Origin of the sequence: Enterococcus sp. DIV1090 (assembly GCF_050537975.1) — a bacterium.
In the GTDB taxonomy this organism is placed as follows: Bacteria; Bacillota; Bacilli; order Lactobacillales; family Enterococcaceae; genus Enterococcus; species Enterococcus faecalis.
The window spans coordinates 1,149,154-1,168,522 of sequence record NZ_CP172917.1 but is presented as its reverse complement, the minus strand read 5'-3'; the positions used below and the strand labels follow the sequence as shown (position 1 = coordinate 1,168,522).

20 protein-coding genes, 2 tRNA genes and 1 pseudogene are annotated in these 19,369 nt (G+C 38.4%); 2 read left to right on the top strand and 21 right to left on the bottom strand.

What is annotated here, in order from left to right; genetic code table 11:
• Positions 1 to 53: 53 nt before the first annotated feature.
• Positions 54 to 665 (top strand): TetR/AcrR family transcriptional regulator, encoded by a 612-nt coding sequence (locus IGL48_RS05685; RefSeq protein ID WP_002357803.1) that lies wholly within the window; start codon positions 54 to 56, stop codon positions 663 to 665.
• A 55-nt stretch (positions 666 to 720) separates the two neighbouring features.
• Here IGL48_RS05685 and IGL48_RS05680 read toward each other — a convergent pair whose 3' ends face one another.
• The 10 genes from IGL48_RS05680 to IGL48_RS05635 form a co-directional block, all read right to left on the bottom strand.
• Complete coding sequence (locus IGL48_RS05680; RefSeq protein WP_048949431.1) at positions 721 to 900, bottom strand: hypothetical protein; 180 nt, start codon at positions 898 to 900, stop codon at positions 721 to 723.
• 154 nt (positions 901 to 1,054) lie between these two features.
• Positions 1,055 to 1,126, bottom strand: a tRNA-Gln gene (locus IGL48_RS05675).
• A gap of 9 nt (positions 1,127 to 1,135) precedes the next feature.
• A tRNA-Tyr gene (locus IGL48_RS05670) sits at positions 1,136 to 1,216 on the bottom strand.
• A 96-nt stretch (positions 1,217 to 1,312) separates the two neighbouring features.
• Positions 1,313 to 1,546: a DUF2969 domain-containing protein gene (locus tag IGL48_RS05665; protein ID WP_002357806.1), complete on the bottom strand. Its 234-nt coding sequence runs from the start codon at positions 1,544 to 1,546 to the stop codon at positions 1,313 to 1,315.
• 146 nt (positions 1,547 to 1,692) lie between these two features.
• Positions 1,693 to 3,162, bottom strand: coding sequence for a flotillin family protein (locus tag IGL48_RS05660; RefSeq protein WP_002357808.1), 1,470 nt, complete (start codon positions 3,160 to 3,162; stop codon positions 1,693 to 1,695).
• Between the two features lie 16 nt (positions 3,163 to 3,178).
• Positions 3,179 to 3,712, bottom strand: coding sequence for a hypothetical protein (locus tag IGL48_RS05655; RefSeq protein ID WP_002357809.1), 534 nt, complete (start codon positions 3,710 to 3,712; stop codon positions 3,179 to 3,181).
• 285 nt (positions 3,713 to 3,997) lie between these two features.
• On the bottom strand, positions 3,998 to 5,215 hold the full coding sequence (locus tag IGL48_RS05650; protein WP_001291561.1) for a tyrosine-type recombinase/integrase: 1,218 nt from the start codon (positions 5,213 to 5,215) through the stop codon (positions 3,998 to 4,000).
• Positions 5,216 to 5,296: 81 nt separating this feature from the next.
• Entirely contained in the window at positions 5,297 to 5,500 is a 204-nt protein-coding gene (locus IGL48_RS05645; RefSeq protein ID WP_000814511.1) for an excisionase, read from the bottom strand.
• A 460-nt stretch (positions 5,501 to 5,960) separates the two neighbouring features.
• A complete protein-coding gene (locus tag IGL48_RS05640; RefSeq protein WP_000857133.1) occupies positions 5,961 to 6,191 on the bottom strand; it encodes a helix-turn-helix domain-containing protein in 231 nt (76 codons plus the stop codon).
• Complete coding sequence (locus IGL48_RS05635; protein WP_000804885.1) at positions 6,188 to 6,610, bottom strand: sigma-70 family RNA polymerase sigma factor; 423 nt, start codon at positions 6,608 to 6,610, stop codon at positions 6,188 to 6,190. The genes IGL48_RS05640 and IGL48_RS05635 overlap by 4 nt, the downstream gene beginning before the upstream one ends.
• Before the next feature lie 504 nt (positions 6,611 to 7,114).
• On the opposite strand from IGL48_RS05635, the gene IGL48_RS05630 reads away from it, so the two are divergent.
• On the top strand, positions 7,115 to 7,468 hold the full coding sequence (locus IGL48_RS05630) for a helix-turn-helix transcriptional regulator (RefSeq protein WP_001227347.1): 354 nt from the start codon (positions 7,115 to 7,117) through the stop codon (positions 7,466 to 7,468).
• A gap of 59 nt (positions 7,469 to 7,527) precedes the next feature.
• On the opposite strand, the gene IGL48_RS05625 is transcribed toward IGL48_RS05630, so the two are convergent.
• From IGL48_RS05625 to mobT, 11 genes and pseudogenes are all read right to left on the bottom strand, one after another.
• Positions 7,528 to 7,713 carry a cysteine-rich KTR domain-containing protein gene (locus IGL48_RS05625; protein ID WP_011058338.1) on the bottom strand — a complete coding sequence of 62 codons (186 nt, stop codon included), beginning with the start codon at positions 7,711 to 7,713 and terminating at the stop codon, positions 7,528 to 7,530.
• Positions 7,714 to 7,813: 100 nt separating this feature from the next.
• The gene (gene tet(M), locus IGL48_RS05620; RefSeq protein ID WP_000691749.1) at positions 7,814 to 9,733 is read right to left on the bottom strand and encodes a tetracycline resistance ribosomal protection protein Tet(M); all 1,920 of its coding nucleotides are present in this window, start codon (positions 9,731 to 9,733) and stop codon (positions 7,814 to 7,816) included.
• A 15-nt stretch (positions 9,734 to 9,748) separates the two neighbouring features.
• Positions 9,749 to 9,796: pseudogene (locus IGL48_RS05615) on the bottom strand (hypothetical protein); the annotation flags it as partial.
• A 313-nt stretch (positions 9,797 to 10,109) separates the two neighbouring features.
• Positions 10,110 to 11,042 (bottom strand): conjugal transfer protein, encoded by a 933-nt coding sequence (locus IGL48_RS05610; protein ID WP_001224318.1) that lies wholly within the window; start codon positions 11,040 to 11,042, stop codon positions 10,110 to 10,112.
• On the bottom strand, positions 11,039 to 12,040 hold the full coding sequence (locus tag IGL48_RS05605) for a lysozyme family protein (protein ID WP_000769868.1): 1,002 nt from the start codon (positions 12,038 to 12,040) through the stop codon (positions 11,039 to 11,041). Before IGL48_RS05605 ends, IGL48_RS05610 begins: the two co-directional genes overlap by 4 nt.
• Positions 12,037 to 14,214, bottom strand: a complete 2,178-nt coding sequence (locus IGL48_RS05600; RefSeq protein WP_000804748.1) for a CD3337/EF1877 family mobilome membrane protein — start codon at positions 14,212 to 14,214, stop codon at positions 12,037 to 12,039. Before IGL48_RS05600 ends, IGL48_RS05605 begins: the two co-directional genes overlap by 4 nt.
• 2 nt (positions 14,215 to 14,216) lie before the next feature.
• A complete protein-coding gene (locus IGL48_RS05595; RefSeq protein WP_000331160.1) occupies positions 14,217 to 16,664 on the bottom strand; it encodes an ATP-binding protein in 2,448 nt (815 codons plus the stop codon).
• Positions 16,648 to 17,040, bottom strand: coding sequence for a conjugal transfer protein (locus tag IGL48_RS05590; RefSeq protein ID WP_000723888.1), 393 nt, complete (start codon positions 17,038 to 17,040; stop codon positions 16,648 to 16,650). The genes IGL48_RS05595 and IGL48_RS05590 overlap by 17 nt, the downstream gene beginning before the upstream one ends.
• An 88-nt stretch (positions 17,041 to 17,128) precedes the next feature.
• Positions 17,129 to 17,626 carry an antirestriction protein ArdA gene (locus IGL48_RS05585; protein ID WP_000342539.1) on the bottom strand — a complete coding sequence of 166 codons (498 nt, stop codon included), beginning with the start codon at positions 17,624 to 17,626 and terminating at the stop codon, positions 17,129 to 17,131.
• Between the two features lie 116 nt (positions 17,627 to 17,742).
• On the bottom strand, positions 17,743 to 17,964 hold the full coding sequence (locus IGL48_RS05580) for a hypothetical protein (protein ID WP_001009056.1): 222 nt from the start codon (positions 17,962 to 17,964) through the stop codon (positions 17,743 to 17,745).
• 42 nt (positions 17,965 to 18,006) lie between these two features.
• Entirely contained in the window at positions 18,007 to 19,212 is a 1,206-nt protein-coding gene (gene mobT / locus IGL48_RS05575; protein ID WP_000398284.1) for a MobT family relaxase, read from the bottom strand.
• Positions 19,213 to 19,369 lie beyond the last annotated feature (157 nt).

The window sequence follows — 19,369 nt, the reverse complement described above, 5'->3', positions numbered from 1 at the left end:
TGTGAGATAAACAACAAAGTTTCCGCGAATGTTGACTATCTCGAAAGGAATTTATGATGGCAAAGAAAACAGACCTTAGAGTACAACGAACCAGAAAAATGATTATTGAAGCTTTTTTTAAACTTGTAGAAACGAAAGGCTACGAAGCGGTGACGATTCAGGATATTGCTGATGAAGCTATGATTAATCGTGCGACTTTTTATGCTCATTTTAAAGACAAACAGCATTTATATGATGCAATATTCACCTTTACGCTTAGTGCTTTTACCGCTATTCTTGATTCGCAACAACTGGTTAATGGCAACCGTGTCCGTGTGAAGCACATTGAAGAACTTCTGACGCAACTCTATATTAATATTCAAGAGAACAAATCTTTCTTCTTAACTATCATGGACAATAATTTCAACGAACACTTTCGAAAACGCTTAGCTGAAATTATCGAAGAAAAATATGCGACGATTTTTTCGCAGTTGCGTATTACCGAAAATGATATTGATGTACCGATAGATTTTGTTATTGAATACATGACCTCTATCTTCATCGGTACCCTTCATTGGTGGATTACTAGCGAAACAGATATGACACCCAACCACTTAGCCCAATTAGTTATCAAATTAGTTGGTAATGGGCATTTAACTGTCTTAGGTATCGAATTAGAAAAATAAAAACACCGGAGTAGACAATAATTTTGTCTGCTCCGGTGTTTCTGTTAAAGACGAATTAGTTTTTTGAACGCCACTTGATATTGTGGGCTGTATTTCTTGAAGAAGTGATTTTAACACCACTTTTGATGTTGCCTTTTTTACGAGGAATTAAGTCAACTTTGACATCATACTTACCATCGCGTGCTAAATCGTAAACATTTTCAACCATTTCTGTAATTTTTTCTTTAAAGTTCATTCTTATCAACTCCAGACTATTCTTTCTTAATACTTTAGCATATTCTTATATAAATGAAAACTTTTCTAGCCTGTACATGAGGAAAATCTTACCTCATTTTTGTTATATAATTATACAAAAAAAGAACATCTCTCTACCAGAAATGTTCTGAAAACTGGGGTAGCTGGATTCGAACCAACGCATGACGGAGTCAAAGTCCGTTGCCTTACCGCTTGGCTATACCCCAAAAAGAAAATGGAGGAAAGTGGATTCGAACCACTGAACCCTAAGGAACGGATTTACAGTCCGTCGCGTTTAGCCACTTCGCTATTCCTCCAAAAAGTCATTGTCGCTGTAACGACCTGACTTAGTTATAATACAATCTTTTCCAGAAAAAAGCAACCCTTTTTTTTAAAAAATTGTTATTTATTTTTTATTCACTTAAATTCCATTGACGAATAATTGTTTCAAAGGCTTCGTCCAGATTTTTTGCTGTACCTTCTTGCTTGCCATCAATTTCAATGATGAATTTTTTATCATTTTGCGGAATGACACGACCGATTTCTTTTTTACCAATAAATAATTTGTTCATTAAAACATTTGCTCCATTGTATTGGGCTTTTTCTTCTTCAACACGTACTTCAATATCTTTATTCTTTTTTGACATCTCTATCCCTCCAAGAACTCTATGTTATCAGAATCTTTGAAACAAAACAAGCACTCGCTATTTCTCTGTCAGATTGTTCGTTTATCGTTTCAATGCAGCATTAAGGAGTAACGAAATGCGATTCGCTACTCCTTAAAGGCTGATTTCTATTCTTTTTCTGAACCTTCTGTTGCATGATAGTTCACGCTATTTGAGGTACCTTTTTTAGAAAAGTTTTCAATTAGCTCTTTCACGTCGAGGCCCGTTGTTTCTTTTAGTGTTTCTTGTGTACCAGCCAACAAGTTTGTTGCATAATTGGTAATACGGTTGGCGCCAGAATTTTCGCCACCTGCGCCTGTATCTACCACTGAAATCTTGTCGATGTTGCCCAATGGTTGTGCTGCTTCTTTCATTAATTGTGGTAACATTTCCATCACCATACTTAACACAGCTGCTTCACCATATTCTTTAAAGGCATCAGCAATCTTTTGTTTGGCTTCGGCTTCCGCTGCACCACGAGCTAAAATAGCTTCGGCTTGCGCTTGACCTGTTAAACGCGTTTTATTGGCTTCCGCTTCGGCTAATGCTTCAACTTTGAAGCGTTCTGCTTCGGCTTCTGCCACTTCGCGTGCTTTTTGAGCAAGAGCTTCTTGTTCGCGTGCGTAACGATCTGCATCGGCTTTTTTCTTCACTTCTGAGTCGTATTGTTTTTCACGACGCGTAATTTCTTTTTCTTCTAACTCAATTTGTTTTTGACGTTCAACGACTTTGACTTCCATTTCTTGTTCCACCACGTGTTGTTGTGCACGCGCGCTTTCCAAGTTATAGGCTTGGTCTGCTTTGGCTTTGGCAATATCTTGTTCTTGTTTGTATAACGCTAATTTCAATTCTTTTTCTTTTGAAGCTTCTGCAATTTCTGTTTGACGTTGCAATTCCGCTTGTTGTGATTCTTTTTCTGCTTCCGCTTTTTTGATGCGAGTTTCTTTCAAGGCTTCTGCTTCAGCAATATCTGCATCACGTTTAACTTGAGCGATTCTTGGTTTCCCTAATGAATCCAAGTATCCATTTTTATCACGAACTTCTTTAATTGTGAACGACACAATAACTAAGCCCATTTTAGCTAAGTCAACACTGGCAACTTCTTGTACACTTTGGCTAAATTTATCACGATTTTGGTAAATTTCTTCCACTGTCATTGAACCTAAAATCGAACGTAAATGTCCTTCTAATACTTCACGTGCTTCATTTTCTAATTCTTCCGTTGTTTTTCCTAAAAATTGTTCCGCTGCTGTCGCAATTTCTTCAACTGACGAACCAATTTTAATGATTGATGTCCCATCACACATTACAGGAACCCCTTGTTCTGTGTACACTTCTGGTGTAGAAACATCTAATTTACTTGAAAGCAAACTAATTCGATTTGAACGTTGGAACACTGGTAAGACAAACGCACCACCGCCACGAACGATTTTAATTTTGTTGCCACCTTCGTCTACATGAACATTTTTAGAGCCTAGATAGCTCCCGCTGATAATTAACGCTTCATCAGGTTTGGCTGTCTGATATTTAGAAACAAACACAATTAATAACATTAATAATACTAAAACTGCAATAATAATCGGTAACAAAATTCCCATTTTCTTCTCTCCTACTCTATATTTTTAGACTGCCTTCGTAAGGAATGACATAACAAACCCGTTCTTTCAATTCAATAATCAATACCTCACTACCTCTTGGCGCAGCCACTTCTTGTGGCACATAAAATGCTGCTGGTCGACTTAACGAACCTGTGACACTCTTCAATTGAATCTCGCCCATTCCCCGGACAGGAATTGGGGTAATCACAGTAGCAACACGACCCTCCATGTCTTTTTCCGAAATAGAAATTGTGGCCTCCGAATTTTTCAAAGGGACCAACACATAAAAATTTAGGAAGAAAACAATAATGGTTGAAAGAATACCACTGACAATTAAAATAAGCCAACTATTCACCGCTGTTAACTCTTCCCCAAGGTACCCAAACAGCGAGGTGAAAGCAATCCATGGAATAATCAGCATTGGGTCCACCGGTCCATCAAAATTAAAAACATCCCCAAAAATAATTAGTAAAAAAGCGAGGACCGCGCTCCCCACTAATGCATAAAAATAAACCGTTTCCAATGGTAGACCTTCTAACACTTTTCCCACACTCCTTTCTGTGCTATAACCTAGTAATAGTGTACCAATTTTTAAATAAAAAGAGTAGTAATTTCCAAATAAATCTCAAAAGATACATCTTAAGACCTATTTTTTCTTAATAAACAAAGTATAAATTTCTAATTATCTTTTTATATTTTCTTAAATGCTCGTAAAGCCTTATTCTATGTGCTTTCGAGTATTTTTACTGTAGGAAGATACTTCACGTTTCTTTGCATATTTCCTCATGTCTTAGCTGTCAGAAGTGGTAAATAAGTAGTAAATTCATTTGTACTACTAAGCAACAAGACGCTCCTGTTGCTTCTCTTTATTCAAGCGTTTCATTTCTGCCATTGCAGAATCGAATGTTGCATGTGCGTAATAGTTCAGCGTCATGGCTATATTAGCATGTCCCATAATGTACTGTAATGCCTTTGGATTCATTCCTGCATTTGCATAGTTGGTACAGAATGTATGTCGCAAACTATGTGGAGTGATGTGTGGCAATTTATCCTCGTTATACTTATTGTATTTCTTAACAAGACCTTTCATCATGCCGTTGTAATCACTTGCCACTTTTGGATAGTTCTTTCTATTAAGAAAGAGGAAATCACTATATCCATCAATCTCAACACGCTTATCATTCTTTCGATTCGCTAACACTCGCTTAAATGCTTGATAGGCTTCTTCAACCATAGGAACTTGACGTTCGCCACTTTTGGTCTTTGGTGTTTCAATGTAGTACCCAATTTCAGTATCTCTCAATAGCTGATGGTCTATATTGACAAGACGATTCTCAAAATCTAAATCTGGAAGTGTCAAACCACCAAACTCTGAAATACGAAGACCTGTTTTTAAGAGTATCAGAATTTCATCATAATTTTTGCTGTAGGTTTTATCAGCTTTTGCAAAGGCTAACAGTTTTTCTTCCTGTTCTTCTGTTAGTACGGTCTTAGGGACAGTATCATCATCAAGAACTGCTTTCAGTTGAAAGTCAAATGGATTCTTCCGAACACAATCATCTTGTATAGCAATATAGAATGAAGCCTTTAAAGAACGTTTGTAGTTATTGATGGTTTGATAAGCATAACCATTTTCACTCATTCTAATAGCCCATTCTTTAGCGTCTGATGGCTTAATACTGTCAATACTTCTTACACCTAACTTGTCTTTCTTCAAAATATCCATAAGATATTTGCGTCCAGTTTCAGTGTTTTTTCTAACCTTTGGTCTTTGAGCGTTCTGTTTTGCGTAAAGCTGGCAGAGTGTCATTTTCTTTCCTACAACATCAATACCATCATGAATGTCTTTCTGTAACTCTGCGATTTTCTCTCTAAGTGAGATACAATCACGCTTTCCTGCTGGTACTCGGTCTGTAGCCACAAGTTTCCACGAGTAAACAAATTGCGGTTCTCCAAATGAATCTATATATTTGTATAAGTATCTTCCGTCTTTTCGTTGGCTCTCTCCAGTCTTTAAGATTCGACCTTTATTGTCACGTCTTTTTTCTGACATGGCATTTGCTCCTTTCCTTTATGGAAAGAGCCTTGATACGACTTAATACTATTTTATCATATACAAGACCCTTTGGCGACGCTAGATTGCGTCCAATGTATCTATAATTTTTTCAAATTGTTTTCGTTTAATCTGAATACGATTGCCATTCATAATCAGCCAATTTGCATTTTTATTTTCCTCTGCCAAGCGTCGTAGCTTGTTTTCGCCAATACGAAAATATTTTGACGCTTCTTCAATGGTTAGGGTATAACGTTCCCAAATAGGAATGTCAGTCTGCTTCATAAAATCCTCCTTTCCAAATCACTTATTTGGATTTCATAAAAGTTGTTTTACCAGCAATCGAACAGCTTTAGCAAAGCTCACGGGAGTTCCACCCCTGCATGGTTCTCATGTAGCCATACTCATTGCCTGCGACGGTTTTATCACGCTCGGACTATTGACTGTATGGGAGTATCATTATCACGATAAGAATGTCGTTGCAGGCAATCCTGCTAAAGATTGCTTCTCGGATCACTAACATGAATCGCTCGCTATCTTTATAAGATAGGTCATGGCGGTTAGTTCCGTTGGCTCTTTTCTTATCGAAACGTATTCGATTACTTTTATTCAGTTTTCAAAGAACAATGGCTCGTTAGCCTATCAAAACACATTGAAAGCTCAATATGCTTTGGTGGAATAACAAACCTCCCTGTTCGGGAAGCGTGGAATGGTTTAGCACGCTTCCACGAAAGGAGAGAGGATATTACTTAATTTCAAATGACAAAATCTTTGTAATCAGTCTGGTTTCCATTCTTCCACGTAAGACTTCATCAACGACCATACTTTGATTGCCATATTCATCTTTCATAAGTCGTAGGGAACGCTTCGTTATGTACCCTCTGTAATGATGTAGAATCTGGTTAATCGCTTCGGTATCGCCATCTGTTGCCTTTACAATGAGAGGAAAGGGAATCATAGGATATTGTGTTTTCATTCTTCAAATTCCTCCATAAACTTTTTAATTAAGGCTAGTCCACTGGTTCTATGCCGATAGACAGTAGAACGGTTCAATTTCAACAGGTCTGCAATTTCTGAATCGCTCATGTCCATAAAGTAAAACAGCAGTAGAATTTCACGTTTCTTGTCTGGCAACTCACGTAATGCTTCACTCAACAAATCATTTTCAACGCCTACTGATAACCCATTGAGTGTAAAAATCTGAAAGTCAGTTGAATAGTTATCTGTTGTCGCAAACTGGCTAACAAGATAATCGCCAACATCCGAAAAGGACACCTCACGCTTTGCAATCCTTGAAAGATAAAGCATATAATTCTTTCGCTCGTCTTCCATAGCACGTTTACAGATATAGTCAAACTGATTTTCTATTGTGGTCTGAAAAGAAGATGGTTTCATGTTTCTCACCCCCTTTCTGTCTAGGAAAGGAAGTGAGCCTTGCTCGTTTATCTCCTTTCACTCTTAGTCCCAATGTGAAAGGGGGATTTGTTGCATTACTGATAAATAAACTTTGTAAAAAAGTTCTGAATAGCCAAAAAAGCATATAAACAGATTTATTTCTCTGTTTACATGCTTCTGTTATTCTATCTATATGATTTATAAAACCACATTGGTGGACGTACTTATCTATTGCAGATAGACGACTTTTTTTGACAAGAACCCAATGTAAGGAAATTTATTGTATATGATGTACTTCATGGCGACGTTGACCTCCAACAAACCGCCATTTGGAAGTAATATACAATATTTTAACAGCGTAAATAGCACTACCATATAACGGTTTTTTTTATTGGCGTTTAGTAGTGCTTTTTATTAAATATAAACCTATAAACCATATAACACGTTTTTCTATACCTGTTTTTAATTCAGTAGGAACAATAAAATGTATAGAGGTGGTCTACTATGCGTAAAAAAGAAGATAAATATGATTTTAGAGCCTTTGGTTTAGCCATTAAAGAAGCTCGATTGAAACGAGGTTTAACTCGTGAACAAGTGGGAGCATTGATTGAAATTGACCCACGGTACTTAACTAATATTGAAAATAAAGGGCAACACCCCAGCATACAAGTTCTTTATGACCTTGTATCGTTACTTCATGTTTCCGTTGATGAATTTTTCTTACCTGCTAATAACTTGGTAAAAAGCACCCGACGATTACAGATAGAGAAATACATGGATAGCTTTACAGACAAAGAACTATCCTTAATGGAATCTTTAGCCAGCGGTATCAACGAAGCAAGAAACATCGAAGACTAATTAAAAGAATCCATACATAACGGAAAGAGCCGATAAAATGAGATTGTATTAATCTCATTTTATCGGCTCTGCGTCTTTGCGTCTGGCTCTGTAATCACAGTTACTTTGAACTGCTTTATTTCAATTAAATTTTCTTGTCTGCATTTCGGACAATAGAGGGGGAATTTTTTTAATTCAGTATCTTCCCTTATCTTTAATCGTGTTTTATTTCCACATACAGGACACAATATCCACTTGTAGTTTATAATAACTATCTCCTCCTTTACACTTTAATTCAAATCTTTATTAAAAAATATTTCATCTTATTTAACAAGAAACCATATTTATATAACAACATAAAATACACTAAGTTATTTTATTGAACATATATCGTACTTTATCTATCCGACTATTTGGACGACGGGGCTGGCAAACAGGTTCACCGGTAGTAACATGGTACCCTTTTAACTCTGTTAAACAAACACTACGTCCATTTGTAAAGAAAGTTAAATCACTACGATATTCTTGAATACACCGAGCAGGGATTTCTCCACTAAGAATGACCTCATTATTTTTCAATTGAGTGTCTACGATGTTCGCACAATATTTAGGAGCATCGTTGTATGCTCGTGAAAGATATTCCTGTGGCGCATAAATTTTAAAACTAAGATATGGCTCTAACAATTCTGTTCCAGCTTTTTTTAAGACTTGTTCCAATACAATAGGAGCAAGCATCCGAAAATCTGCTGGGGTACTAACAGGGCTATAGTATAAGCCATACTTAAAACAGATTTTACAGTCCGTCACATTCCAACCATACAATCCTTGTTCACAACCATAGCGTATCCCTTCCATAACTGCATTTTGAAATGATTGATTTAAGTATCCAAGAGAAACCGAGCTCTCATACTGCATTCCACTTCCCAACGGAAGCGGTGATACAGATAAACCAATGGAAGCCCAGAAAGGATTTGGCGGCACTTCGATGTGAATGGTATATTCTGCATTTTTTAACGGTCTCTCCATATAAATGACTGTAGGCTCTTTTAGTTCTATCTCCACATGATACTTTTCTTGCAACAGTGCACTAATCACTTCCATTTGTACTTTCCCTAAGAAAGAAAGTATAATTTCATGTGTCGTAGAATCCACGTAATATCGTAGAAGCGGATCACTATCTGAGATTTCCAAAAGGGCATCAAGCAACATTTCTCTCTGTTCAGGTTTACTCGGTTCAACAGTTGTTTGTAGTAGAGGGTGCGGATTTTCAATCTTTTTTCTCTGTGGCAATAGTTTTGTATCTCCAAGAACACTATTTAACTTCAAAAACTCATTTTGCAAAATAACAATTTCTCCAGAATAAGCTCTATCAATCTTACATAATTCACCATTTATTGAAGTATACATTTCTGTAACTTTTATTTTTTCTTTTTCTGATACTCTAACCGAATCTCGTAAATGTAGTACTCCACTATAAAGGCGTATATATGCAAGACGTTGTCTTTTTTTTGTATATTCAATTTTGAAAACATTTCCGCAAAGTTCAGACGGACCTCGATGTGTTGATGAATAAAATTTATTAGTAATAACTTCTATAAGGTTATCAATCCCTATATTACTTTTTGCACTTCCATGATAAAGAGGGAACAGAGAACAATTCTGAAATCTTATGCTTTCCTCTTGTTCGAGTTCCAATGCTTCTAATGATTTACCGGACATATATTTCTCTAAAAGGTCATCGTTTCCCTCTATTACCGTATCCCATTGTTCAGATTCGGTAAAGTTCGTCACACACACATTAGGATACAGTTCTACCTTCTGTTTGATTACAATTTCGGCAGAAAGTTTCTCTTTAATATCCTGATAAACCGTTGATAAATCAATTCCATTTTGGTCAATCTTATTGATAAAAAAGATTGTGGGAATCCCCATTTTCCTAAGTGCATGAAATAATATACGAGTTTGTGCTTGTACGCCATCTTTTGCAGAAATCAGTAGAATTGCCCCATCTAAAACTGATAATGAACGATATACTTCTGCTAAGAAATCCATATGTCCTGGCGTGTCTATGATGTTCACCTTCGTATTTTCCCACTGAAAAGAGGTTATTCCTGTCTGAATTGTAATTCCTCTCTGACGTTCTAAAAGCGTATTATCCGTCCTCGTTGTACCTTTGTCCACGCTTCCTAATTCTGTAATCGCTCCACTGTTATATAATAAGCTTTCTGTTAAGGTAGTTTTTCCTGCATCAACATGAGCTAAAACTCCAATATTAATAATTTTCATGTGATTTTCCTCCATTCAAAAGCCCAAAAGGGCATAAAAATCCCAGTGATAAATACTCTTATCACTGGGATTTTTATGCATAACCATAGGCATACAAAGCATACAGATATTCTCCGGATACTTTAGAATCACATGATAAAGGTATTCTTAAACTGGGTACAAAAAACTAAGCCCTCCTAAAAAAGGACATCCAATTATTTGTTCCCGCTATCAAATTGACAGTTTATTTAATAATACCTTGCCGCATATTTATTAACTCCTTTTAAATAGATACTTAAATAATAGCACGTAAGAGCATATTTGTAAAGGAATCTCCAATTTTTTATCAAAGAGAGTACGTGATTACAAAATAGCTGTAATAATGTACCAATATTTGTTATTCTATAATCTTCCAATTACTCCCGTTCTTTTCAAGTACCAAATCAAATTGAGATACCTGCGTTGCTTTGGTCTGCTGGTCGATATACTCCACTGTCAGCGATACCGTGACTTGATTATCCTTACGATTGTGAATAGGATTTACCAGTTCTTGAAAGATGTACTCTTTTCCGATTGGTTTTAATATCCCGTCATTCACATAGTAGGAAAGTTCACTGGCTGTCGCTGTAGGATAGAGCTTGAAGAACGTCGTTAAAAACTCATTGATTTCATTGGTTGTAATGGAATCAACCGTCCCCTCACTTTCAATGGCTTTTGGTTTATAACTTGATTTCTTAGGTATGTTGGTAATGGTCGGATTCTTAACCAGTACCATATTTCCAGAACCATCTACATAGACACTCACTATATAAGCAGAGTGGACGGTCTTTGTATTTTCTCCCTCTGTAATGAGCTGGTCTACACTGTAGGTTACATTAAACTCATTGTCGCCAGTTGGCTCTACCGTCCATATCTGAAATCCTCTTACAGAAGACGATACAGGAATATCTTTGCGTACTGTATCAACATTGAGAGCTTGAAGTTCATCTGTCAGATAGCCTTTTAGACTTTCCATTCGATTATCAATGGACTTATCGGATTGCTCCCATGAATAGTAGACTTTCGCAAAGTTCTCTACAAAATTTTCTACATGATGAGTATCAACGTATTCCTTTTCTATGATAGTTGTTTCGTGAATAGTATGAGTATCTATAGCTGTAAAGTGCTTGAATATCGCAAAGCTGAAACTAAGCCCTAAAAGTACCCACAAGGCAATCACAACCTTTTTATGAGGATTGACCTTATAGACACGAGGTTTCTTTTCCTTTGGTATCTGTTTTTCTTTATTCTGATTTTTTCTAAATTTCATCATTAAATCTTCCTTTCTCATTGTTTGATTCGTCCTGCTCCCACTAAATGCTGTTGCCAGTAGGGGCTTGTTAAGTCGGCATAACCGATTGGGTCGCCTGCATGAAACATACGGTTATTGCCAAGGTATATCCCAACATGAGTAATATAAGAGCCAGCGTTATAGGTAGAATGAAAGAAAACCAAATCGCCAGCTTGTGCTTCCGATAGTGGGATATGCTGGGTCACATCATATTGCTGTTGTGCGGTTCGTGGTAAGTTAATTCCAGCTTTTCCATACGTCCATTGTGTCAGTCCGCTACAATCAAAAGAAGTAGTCGGGGAAGCTCCACCGTAAACGTATCGCCAGCCCTCATATTTCAGTGCTTCGTCCATGATGGCTTGTACCGTATCATCATCAAACTCTGTTGTGACAAGATACTGCGTTACCAGTTGCACATAAAACATATTGCCATAGTTGTATCGCCAGCCCCCATTGATAGGTATGGCTATGGGATTGGGGTAAGACACTTTTTCGCCACCTGAATACTCTTTTGAGAAACTTTGAGCCAGTTCAAAGGTATATTTATTTCCACGATTAGCCACATACCCTAAGAAACCACCACCATAATTGTAGGACTGGATAACCGATTCTAAATCTACACTGAGCCTTTCGCTACTGGCTAATAATTCACTGAAATACTTCACACCTTGCTTAATGGATTCTTCTGTACTCAATGAATTAGGTGGAAGACCGAGGGATTCCGAGGACTGCATAACATCTTCCGCAGTACCGCCCGATTCCACCTGTATAATCGCAAGAAGTATGTTGACATATTCTTCAACGCCATATTCTTTGGCATATTTTTCTACCATAGGCTTATGAGCCAGCACTTCTGCGGAAACATTCACACCTCCATAATGAATATTGGAAATTCCGCTGTCCTGTTCATCTGAAAATAAAATGGCAACAAACAGAAGCAGTGAGAAGACCATCAAGAATAATCCAGAACCACCAATCACTAAAGTTTTCAACTTCATGGTTTCTTACCGACTTTCTTAATGGTGGCGGTTTTGATTGGTGGTCTACTTCTTGTATTTTGTAGTGGTACTCTTTGAACAGTAGACGGACGTTCTTTTGTGATTGGACGTTGTGAAGTTCTATCTGCTGTAGTGGTTGAAGTTGCTGGCTTTTGAACGGTTTTTTCTTGAACGGTATTGCCTTGGCGTTCCACTTTTGGACTTGAAAAATCGGACTTAACTGCTGGACGCTCTTGTTTGGCTTGTTGAGATTCCTTATATGAAGTCTGAATATTAGACTGTTTTGAGGTCTGTTCATCATGATATTGTTCTTGTCTTGTAGTCGGTCTTTCATGAACAGAAGAAGCAGGCTGTTTTTTCTGTTTGACCTGTTCCATTTCAGAGCGACGCTTCGCAATGGTTTTTCGCCTTTGTTCCTGCTGTTCCTTGCGTCCACTGGCTCTGTCCGCTTTGGTTTGAGAAATACTACTGGTTAAATCACGGACATTCTCTTTTACTTTGGATTTTCCTTGATATACTGCATATCTTGCATTGGTCGGCAAATCTTTAACCTGTTCTTTCAAACCACTAGCAGTGTCTACCATTCTGTCTTTGGTATCAGCTACTGTACCGATGGTTTGACCGATACGTTTTCCAAGTGTTGATTTTTCCTTTCCGTCTGGTCGGGAGTGATCTGCTTGTGTCCTTGCAGAACTCCCCGAACCCGACTGTCCTTTTTTACCTGTAACAATGGCAGACCCAGCCCCTAGAGTAGTCATGGAACGTCCAAGTTTCCGCTGTAGACGGTGCATGTGAGCGTGCATAAGCATACGAGGTTTTCTCATCACACGACTTCCCACACTTTGAGAATCGTTACTCTGTAGAGAAAACATACTCATTAAATCGCCCAGCTTGAAGTAGATTCCTGCAAAGGTCACAATCTGTAGAAAAGCAATCAAAAAGAACGGATAACCAGCCGATAAGGTATAGAGCATGGTTGAAATACTAAATGCTGTCGTAATAATCAATGTGATTCCAGCTCGTGTCAAAATGGTATTAAAGAGCTTTGTTATGGCTCGTTTTGACATACCATCAAATGATGGAATCATGCTTAAAATAAAGCTCACAGGCAGAAACATAGCATAGATGATAAAAAGTACCTGCGAGAAAATCATGATTCCTGTTAATAGGAATACAAATATGGAAATCCCAATATTGAAGACAAATAGGAAGAAGACTGTACCTAAACGGTTAATGGTCTTTGTAATGGTTAGATTGGTATTGCTTCTGTCTTCAATTTCTTCCGCAACAATTTTTTCTCTGTCTTCGCCATTGTTGGAATCTGGGCTGGTGGAGAGCAGGCTTTCCACACGGTCAATACCGATACTTTCAATGTCTGAACTGTTGTATTGAAGCAGTAGCCACGGTTGCTGAACCTGTATGGAAAACAGGCTATCTCTGATTAAGTCCACGCTGTCCTTGCCTTGACTATCGGAATGGGGCATGACAATCTTCGTGCCAAGTGATAAACTGGCATTACTGATGTCTGATGAAAAGTCATTGATTTTTTTAATGTAGTCGGGAGCGTAGGCAATAAAGGAAGCCGATAGGATAAACACCAGCACAAAATTCATAATGGCATGAATTGCCTTTGTGGTTTCTCTCTTTATCAGTCCCGTATAGGCAACATAAACCCCAAGAACCAAAATCAAGAGTAAGAGGAATCCAACATAGAAACCCTCTGTTGAAAATCCGTTTGCACTCACACCAGCTAAGGTCTGCATATTCTTACCAATGGAATCTGCTGTAGCGGAAATGAAGTCTAAGGAATAGGCTTCCTGTACTAAGTAACCTGTCGCATTGGAAACATACAAACTGATTGTCCAAATAAAATTGGTAATGGCATATAGTCCATACATGACCTGTTTTCCAATCCCGTCCGACCAGTTCCACGGAAGCCAGCCCCAGCTATTATCCACATAAAAATCCAGTTGATAGTTTTCAAGTGGGTATCGGCTGTATTCATTTGCCACATTGACCGTATCATCTACCAAGCCCGCAGCTTGAACCACCGTTCCCAGCATGGCTAAAAGAAAAATGGCAATCACAAGTGTGAAAGCCACTGTCATTGCCACTTTACCTAGACGTTTCAGCGTCCAGTTTGATTTTATTCTGTTTACTATTGATGGTTTCACATTTACACCTCTTTTCGCACAGGTGGTCTGGTATCAAAGGCATGGAGCAGTTCTTCAAATACAGGGTGGAACTGTATCACACCGACACGACCATATAAATCACTGATAAGGCATTGCCCGTTTTCCAAATCACGCAATCGCTTCTGATTGTTTTCGTCCTCTGGGTCTACACCAAAAAAGGCTAAGGTCTTTTTAATCTCGTTAAGGTCAGTGGAACGAAATGCAAATTTTAAGCCGAGGTTATTTTTCAGTTTTTCATCTAAGAGGTCGTCTGTATTTTGGGTCACGAAATATACCCCAGCGTTCATAGCACGACCAGCCCGAACCAGCTTCATAGATAGTGTTTTTCCTTGTGCTACCTGTAAAAAGCTCCATGCTTCGTCTAAATCTACAATCTTGAAAATGCTTCGGTCTGTATGGATAAAGTCTAAAGCAAAGGTACTAATGACAATCAGCATAGCAACGGATAAAAGCTCCATAGTGGTATATTCCTCAAAGGAAGTTTCCTTGTCGGGAAGTACCAAGTCCGCAACCTGTATAATGTTCAGTTGTTTTTCTAAGCTGATAGACTGCTCCACATAACCATTACTGAATAATAAATGTGCAAAGTCATAGTCTGTAAAACTTTCGATATGGTCGGCTATACTGGTACTTAGTGGCGTATTCTCAACCCGTAATTCCTCAATCACTTTCATCAACCCTCGTACTTCACTATTGGTTACTGCACGAATGGCTTTTCTAAGGATTGGGAAGCGTTCCCCATCACGAGAGGAAATCCCCGTAAGGAATGTCAGAATATCAATAGCCAGTGATTCAGAATCTTTGGGATTTTTCATAATCACATAAGGGTCAAGTAAGCCTTTGTTTTTCTCATCAGAAGTCAGAGTGACGATATTGATTTCATGGGAAATCTCTGGCAAGGTTTCTTTCCATCTGCCACGTTCTGCTTTTGGGTCTACAATCACTGCTTGTGCCCCATAAAGCACCGCATAATAGACGATAAGGTTATTCGCAAAGGATTTACCACCACCCAGCGAACCAACAAAAGCCGACGCTAACGCATTGGTTACTGAACCCTTAACCCCTTGACTGGCAAGAGCAGGTTTCAGATAGACATTGCGTCCAGTATCTAAGCTGTAGCCAACATAAATCCCCTCATTTTCCCCCAGCATTTGAGTAGCACCAAAACCTAAACCAGCGAGGAAATCAGAGGTCACGTATTGAATATAATCATTCATATAACGCTTGCTGGCAGGTAAAAATTCTTCATGTAAGCCGAGCATATCCCCAAATGGTCGTACCAGTTTTACGCTTAAATCGTCATAAAAATCTTTCACTTCATTACAACGACGTTTGAGTTCGTCAAGATCATTTGCTGATACCCTTACCACATAAGACAGCTTGTACATAGATTCCTTGCTTTGGTCTAAATTGGTTTCCAGCTCATTCACACTTTCCAGAGCTTCCGCCACATTGGAGCTGGTTTCATTATCACTTTGCCAAGCGTGGTTATCCAAGTCTTTCAGTTCTTTCTTTTTATTGCGGACAGTAGATAGGGCTTTACGATTCGCTACAATTTCCACATTCATTGACGTATCAATCGGGAATGTAAATTGCTGTTGCTGGTAGTAGAAGATTTCAGAGGACGGGAAGTCCAGTTCTCCGACAATGCTGTTAATGGTAAAGTAAGCTACATAGACGGTTTCATCTTCCTGCTGGATTTTCAAATATCGCTGTTTTTCTTCCACCAAACAGCGAGTAGGCTTAATCAAGTCATAGTATTTAATCAGCGTTTCATTATCCAGCTTTTTCTTTGATAGATGGTACTCATACTCTTCATAGGCAGTGCCTGTCTGTCCGTAAAGGTGTTCAATCAGATAGCCGAAGTCGTCCTTATCTAACCTGCGGATTTTGAAACGACGAGAGATTTTATTTTCTAAGAGCTTTTCCATCTTCTGAAAACGCAGGATTTCATCATTACTCATACTAACAAAATCGCCCATCAGCTTATGGTTCACATCATAGACAAAATCAGACAAAGCATTTTTTGCTTCAACGGTAAGACTTTTCATAGAAAACTCCTGATCGTTGAGAAGCAACTTAAAGCCGATAAAGAAACGGTAGTTCACTTGATTTTCGCCAATCATGGATATTAAAGCGTCTGTCTGTTGGTCGATTTTGTCATAGGCAACCGCTTTGAGCTTGCCAGTGACTTCATTTTTGGAACGCTCTTGTGCAGAACGTATGCTGGATTCTGTACTGATTTGTAAAGCATGAATTTTGCCATCACGATTTTGTGCGATAAGCTGTCTGAAAGAATCATGCACTTGTATTTTCTGTTCTGGACTTAGAAATGAGTAATTGTAAGGAACAAGCTCATAGTAAGCATAACATTCCCCGTCTTTATTCCAGACGAGATTGTTTTCAATGTATTTAATTGGATATGCCATAAAATTCACTCCTAACTGCTGTAATGGCTTCTTGTGGCTGGTTTCTGCCAAGCGTTACTTTTTTTCCTGCATAGGTCAGCTTTGGTCGCAGTGCATAAGCAATGACAGACTTCAAAAATCCATAAGGCTTTTTACCATCAAAAGTTTTTGTAGACATAAACCATGTGAAAGCCACAGGAATCCCAAAGTATTTGAGAAATGCTCCCTCTATCATGGAAAGAGGGGGCAAGTTGCCAAGTATCATCACTGCAAAGAGTGACACGACAAACCATGTCATTTGCGTAAAGGTTATGGGAAACGGAAGTCTAAAATCATTGATAGAATACAGTACCTTTTCCACAGACCAGATACTGGTATAGCTTCGTATTTTCTTCATGTAATCAATCCTTTCATAAAAAATAGGGGTAGCTGATTGAGCCACCCCGTAAAATAGAAAATCTGCCAGTAGTAATGTACCGACAGATTTAATAGACGATTTCAAAAATCCCATGATTGGTTGAGATAAACGTTCCTGAAAGGTCTAAATCCCGACCATAGGCTTGATAATCAATATAGTTTTGAAGACTAGCTGGTACTTCGCCTAAAGCACCCGTTTCTTCAATGTAGTAGCGTGCCACGTCATACATATCATCACAATCGGAATGAATGATAATATCCTCTTGATGTTCGCTTAGTTCTTCAATGCTTGAAAAATGAGTGAGCAGAGCAGATAGCTCCGATTGTAATTCTTCGGGTAATTCCGATACCATTTCCCATAGTCGATTGAGTTCGCCAATGGAAGTGTATTCGTCAACCGTAAAGGGTAACTCGTAGTCATGAATGGCGTATTCCTCATATTCATCATTCAAGCCGATTTTCTCTTTGACTTCCTCAAAGTCAATGGGAAAGGTAAACCACGCACCGACCAATTCGCCCTCATTGTATTTGCCTAAATTCGCAATATAGACTTGCATATCGTCCATATATTCACGTCCTTTCTTTGTAGAGATTCAAAAATCCCTACCGCACTTCGTTTGGTGTACCATTCCTTTGCGGAACATAAGAAAACCACTTATATTCCACAAAAGAACGGTTTTATTTAAGCACCAATAATGCGATTGAATAGCTCTAGTAAAATGTCTTTTACTCCAGCAGCGTTGAAGACTAAGCCAACCGCAATAATCGCAATAATTAAAAAGCCAATCAGTTTGCTAAACTCACGCTTGAAGCCAAGATACAAGCCAATCACAACGATTGCTAAAAGCACCAGTGATTGAGCGTTTGATAGAAACCAGTTATAAAGGTTTTGTCCAAAATTCATAAAAATGTTCTCCTCTCTATATTCAATGAATTTGTATTTGAGTTATTTTTTTGTTGTTATCACGTCCTGTTCTTTTACTGACTGTTGCTTCAAAATCTGCTTGTGTCGGTCTGTCAGTTTCGCATGGTCGAGAATGTCTTTTACAACCTGCGTCTGGTTGATTTCATCAAGTTTAATCGCAACCTTTAAGGTCGGGGCAACTTGATGAGATAGCCAGTTCAGCGTCCTTTGGAAGGAGTAAGGCTCTGGTTTTGTGGTTAGTTTTAATCGTTCACGATTGTTCCCAATAAACCAAGCCCATTCTTCATTCAGTTTCCAATCAGAACGAGGTTTGGAATCGTCTTTATCTACAAAACGGATATACCGATTGATAATTTTAAAGGCGGTATGCTCTGGATTGTCATAGACGAGTAAATCACGGACTGCATAATAGGCACGCTCATTTTTCAATCGAATCTCAAAACGGTTTTTTACTTCTGCGTCTTCAATGGGAATATCATTTTTCTTGTACTGCTCGTAGTCCTTTTCATAGATACAGAAATAAACTTCACTTTGTAATGAACCGATATAGAGGGTGTTTCCCATACATTCCTTTTCCTCTTTGCGTACCAGTTCGCCACTGCGATAGCTTTTAAAACTGCGGAAGACGGAGATACATTCTTCCTGTTGGCACTTTTCAGTGAGTACAGGGATATTCAAAATCCCTGTCTTATCGTTAATGGCAAGGTCAAGGCGTTTCATCACACCGCCAGCCACCAAAACGTCCATAAAGAACTCATACCAGCTTCTTTGTTGTGCCAGAAGATAGCTTTCAAATTGTCTGCACCCACGACCTTTCAATTCCACCAGAACTCCTTTGTCCAGTTCATGGGAGCAAAGGACGAATATGTCGCCTAAAGCATAATGCTCTGAATAAGAATAGAAACCATAGTCCTCATGAAGAAAATAGGACAGTTTCAGTTGTAAGATGTTTTCGACCACCTGCTGTACGTCTGTTGTCGGAAAGCGAATCCTTACATAATCAAACAGCATTTCAAGGGGAGCGTCGGGATTGAAGCGTTCCAGAGCTTCCCAAAGGGACTGCTGTAAATCCTCTGATGGCTTGACTTTTCCTGTTTCAATATCGCTTAGATACTGCCTTGTAATACCAGTCGCAACAGCTAAACGGTTTTGAGATAGTCCATAAGCCAAGCGTTTTTCTTTTAAATGCTGTAACCAAGTTTGTTCATTCAGTAAAAATCCCTCCAATCAAAAAGGCGTATGTCAACTTTTAAAGCCCATTTGACATACGCTGAAATTTTGTAAATCCCTTGTAACCAAAGGATTTTCTAATGTTTTTTTGACTGTTTCCTGTCGATTTGTACCCCCCTGTTAGATACGGGGGGTTAAGTGCTGGCGTGGCTAT

Bases quoted from the DNA above. Each gene is read 5' to 3' on its own strand.
- IGL48_RS05685 (WP_002357803.1), top strand. From the start codon at position 54: ATGATGGCAAAGAAAACAGACCTTAGAGTACAACGAACCAGAAAAATG.
- IGL48_RS05680 (WP_048949431.1), bottom strand. From the start codon at position 900: ATGAACTTTAAAGAAAAAATTACAGAAATGGTTGAAAATGTTTACGAT.
- IGL48_RS05665 (WP_002357806.1), bottom strand. From the start codon at position 1,546: ATGTCAAAAAAGAATAAAGATATTGAAGTACGTGTTGAAGAAGAAAAA.
- IGL48_RS05660 (WP_002357808.1), bottom strand. From the start codon at position 3,162: ATGGGAATTTTGTTACCGATTATTATTGCAGTTTTAGTATTATTAATG.
- IGL48_RS05650 (WP_001291561.1), bottom strand. From the start codon at position 5,215: ATGTCAGAAAAAAGACGTGACAATAAAGGTCGAATCTTAAAGACTGGA.
- IGL48_RS05645 (WP_000814511.1), bottom strand. From the start codon at position 5,500: ATGAAGCAGACTGACATTCCTATTTGGGAACGTTATACCCTAACCATT.
- IGL48_RS05640 (WP_000857133.1), bottom strand. From the start codon at position 6,191: ATGAAAACACAATATCCTATGATTCCCTTTCCTCTCATTGTAAAGGCA.
- IGL48_RS05635 (WP_000804885.1), bottom strand. From the start codon at position 6,610: ATGAAACCATCTTCTTTTCAGACCACAATAGAAAATCAGTTTGACTAT.
- IGL48_RS05630 (WP_001227347.1), top strand. From the start codon at position 7,115: ATGCGTAAAAAAGAAGATAAATATGATTTTAGAGCCTTTGGTTTAGCC.
- IGL48_RS05610 (WP_001224318.1), bottom strand. From the start codon at position 11,042: ATGAGAAAGGAAGATTTAATGATGAAATTTAGAAAAAATCAGAATAAA.
- IGL48_RS05605 (WP_000769868.1), bottom strand. From the start codon at position 12,040: ATGAAGTTGAAAACTTTAGTGATTGGTGGTTCTGGATTATTCTTGATG.
- IGL48_RS05595 (WP_000331160.1), bottom strand. From the start codon at position 16,664: ATGGCATATCCAATTAAATACATTGAAAACAATCTCGTCTGGAATAAA.
- IGL48_RS05590 (WP_000723888.1), bottom strand. From the start codon at position 17,040: ATGAAGAAAATACGAAGCTATACCAGTATCTGGTCTGTGGAAAAGGTA.
- IGL48_RS05585 (WP_000342539.1), bottom strand. From the start codon at position 17,626: ATGGACGATATGCAAGTCTATATTGCGAATTTAGGCAAATACAATGAG.
- IGL48_RS05580 (WP_001009056.1), bottom strand. From the start codon at position 17,964: ATGAATTTTGGACAAAACCTTTATAACTGGTTTCTATCAAACGCTCAA.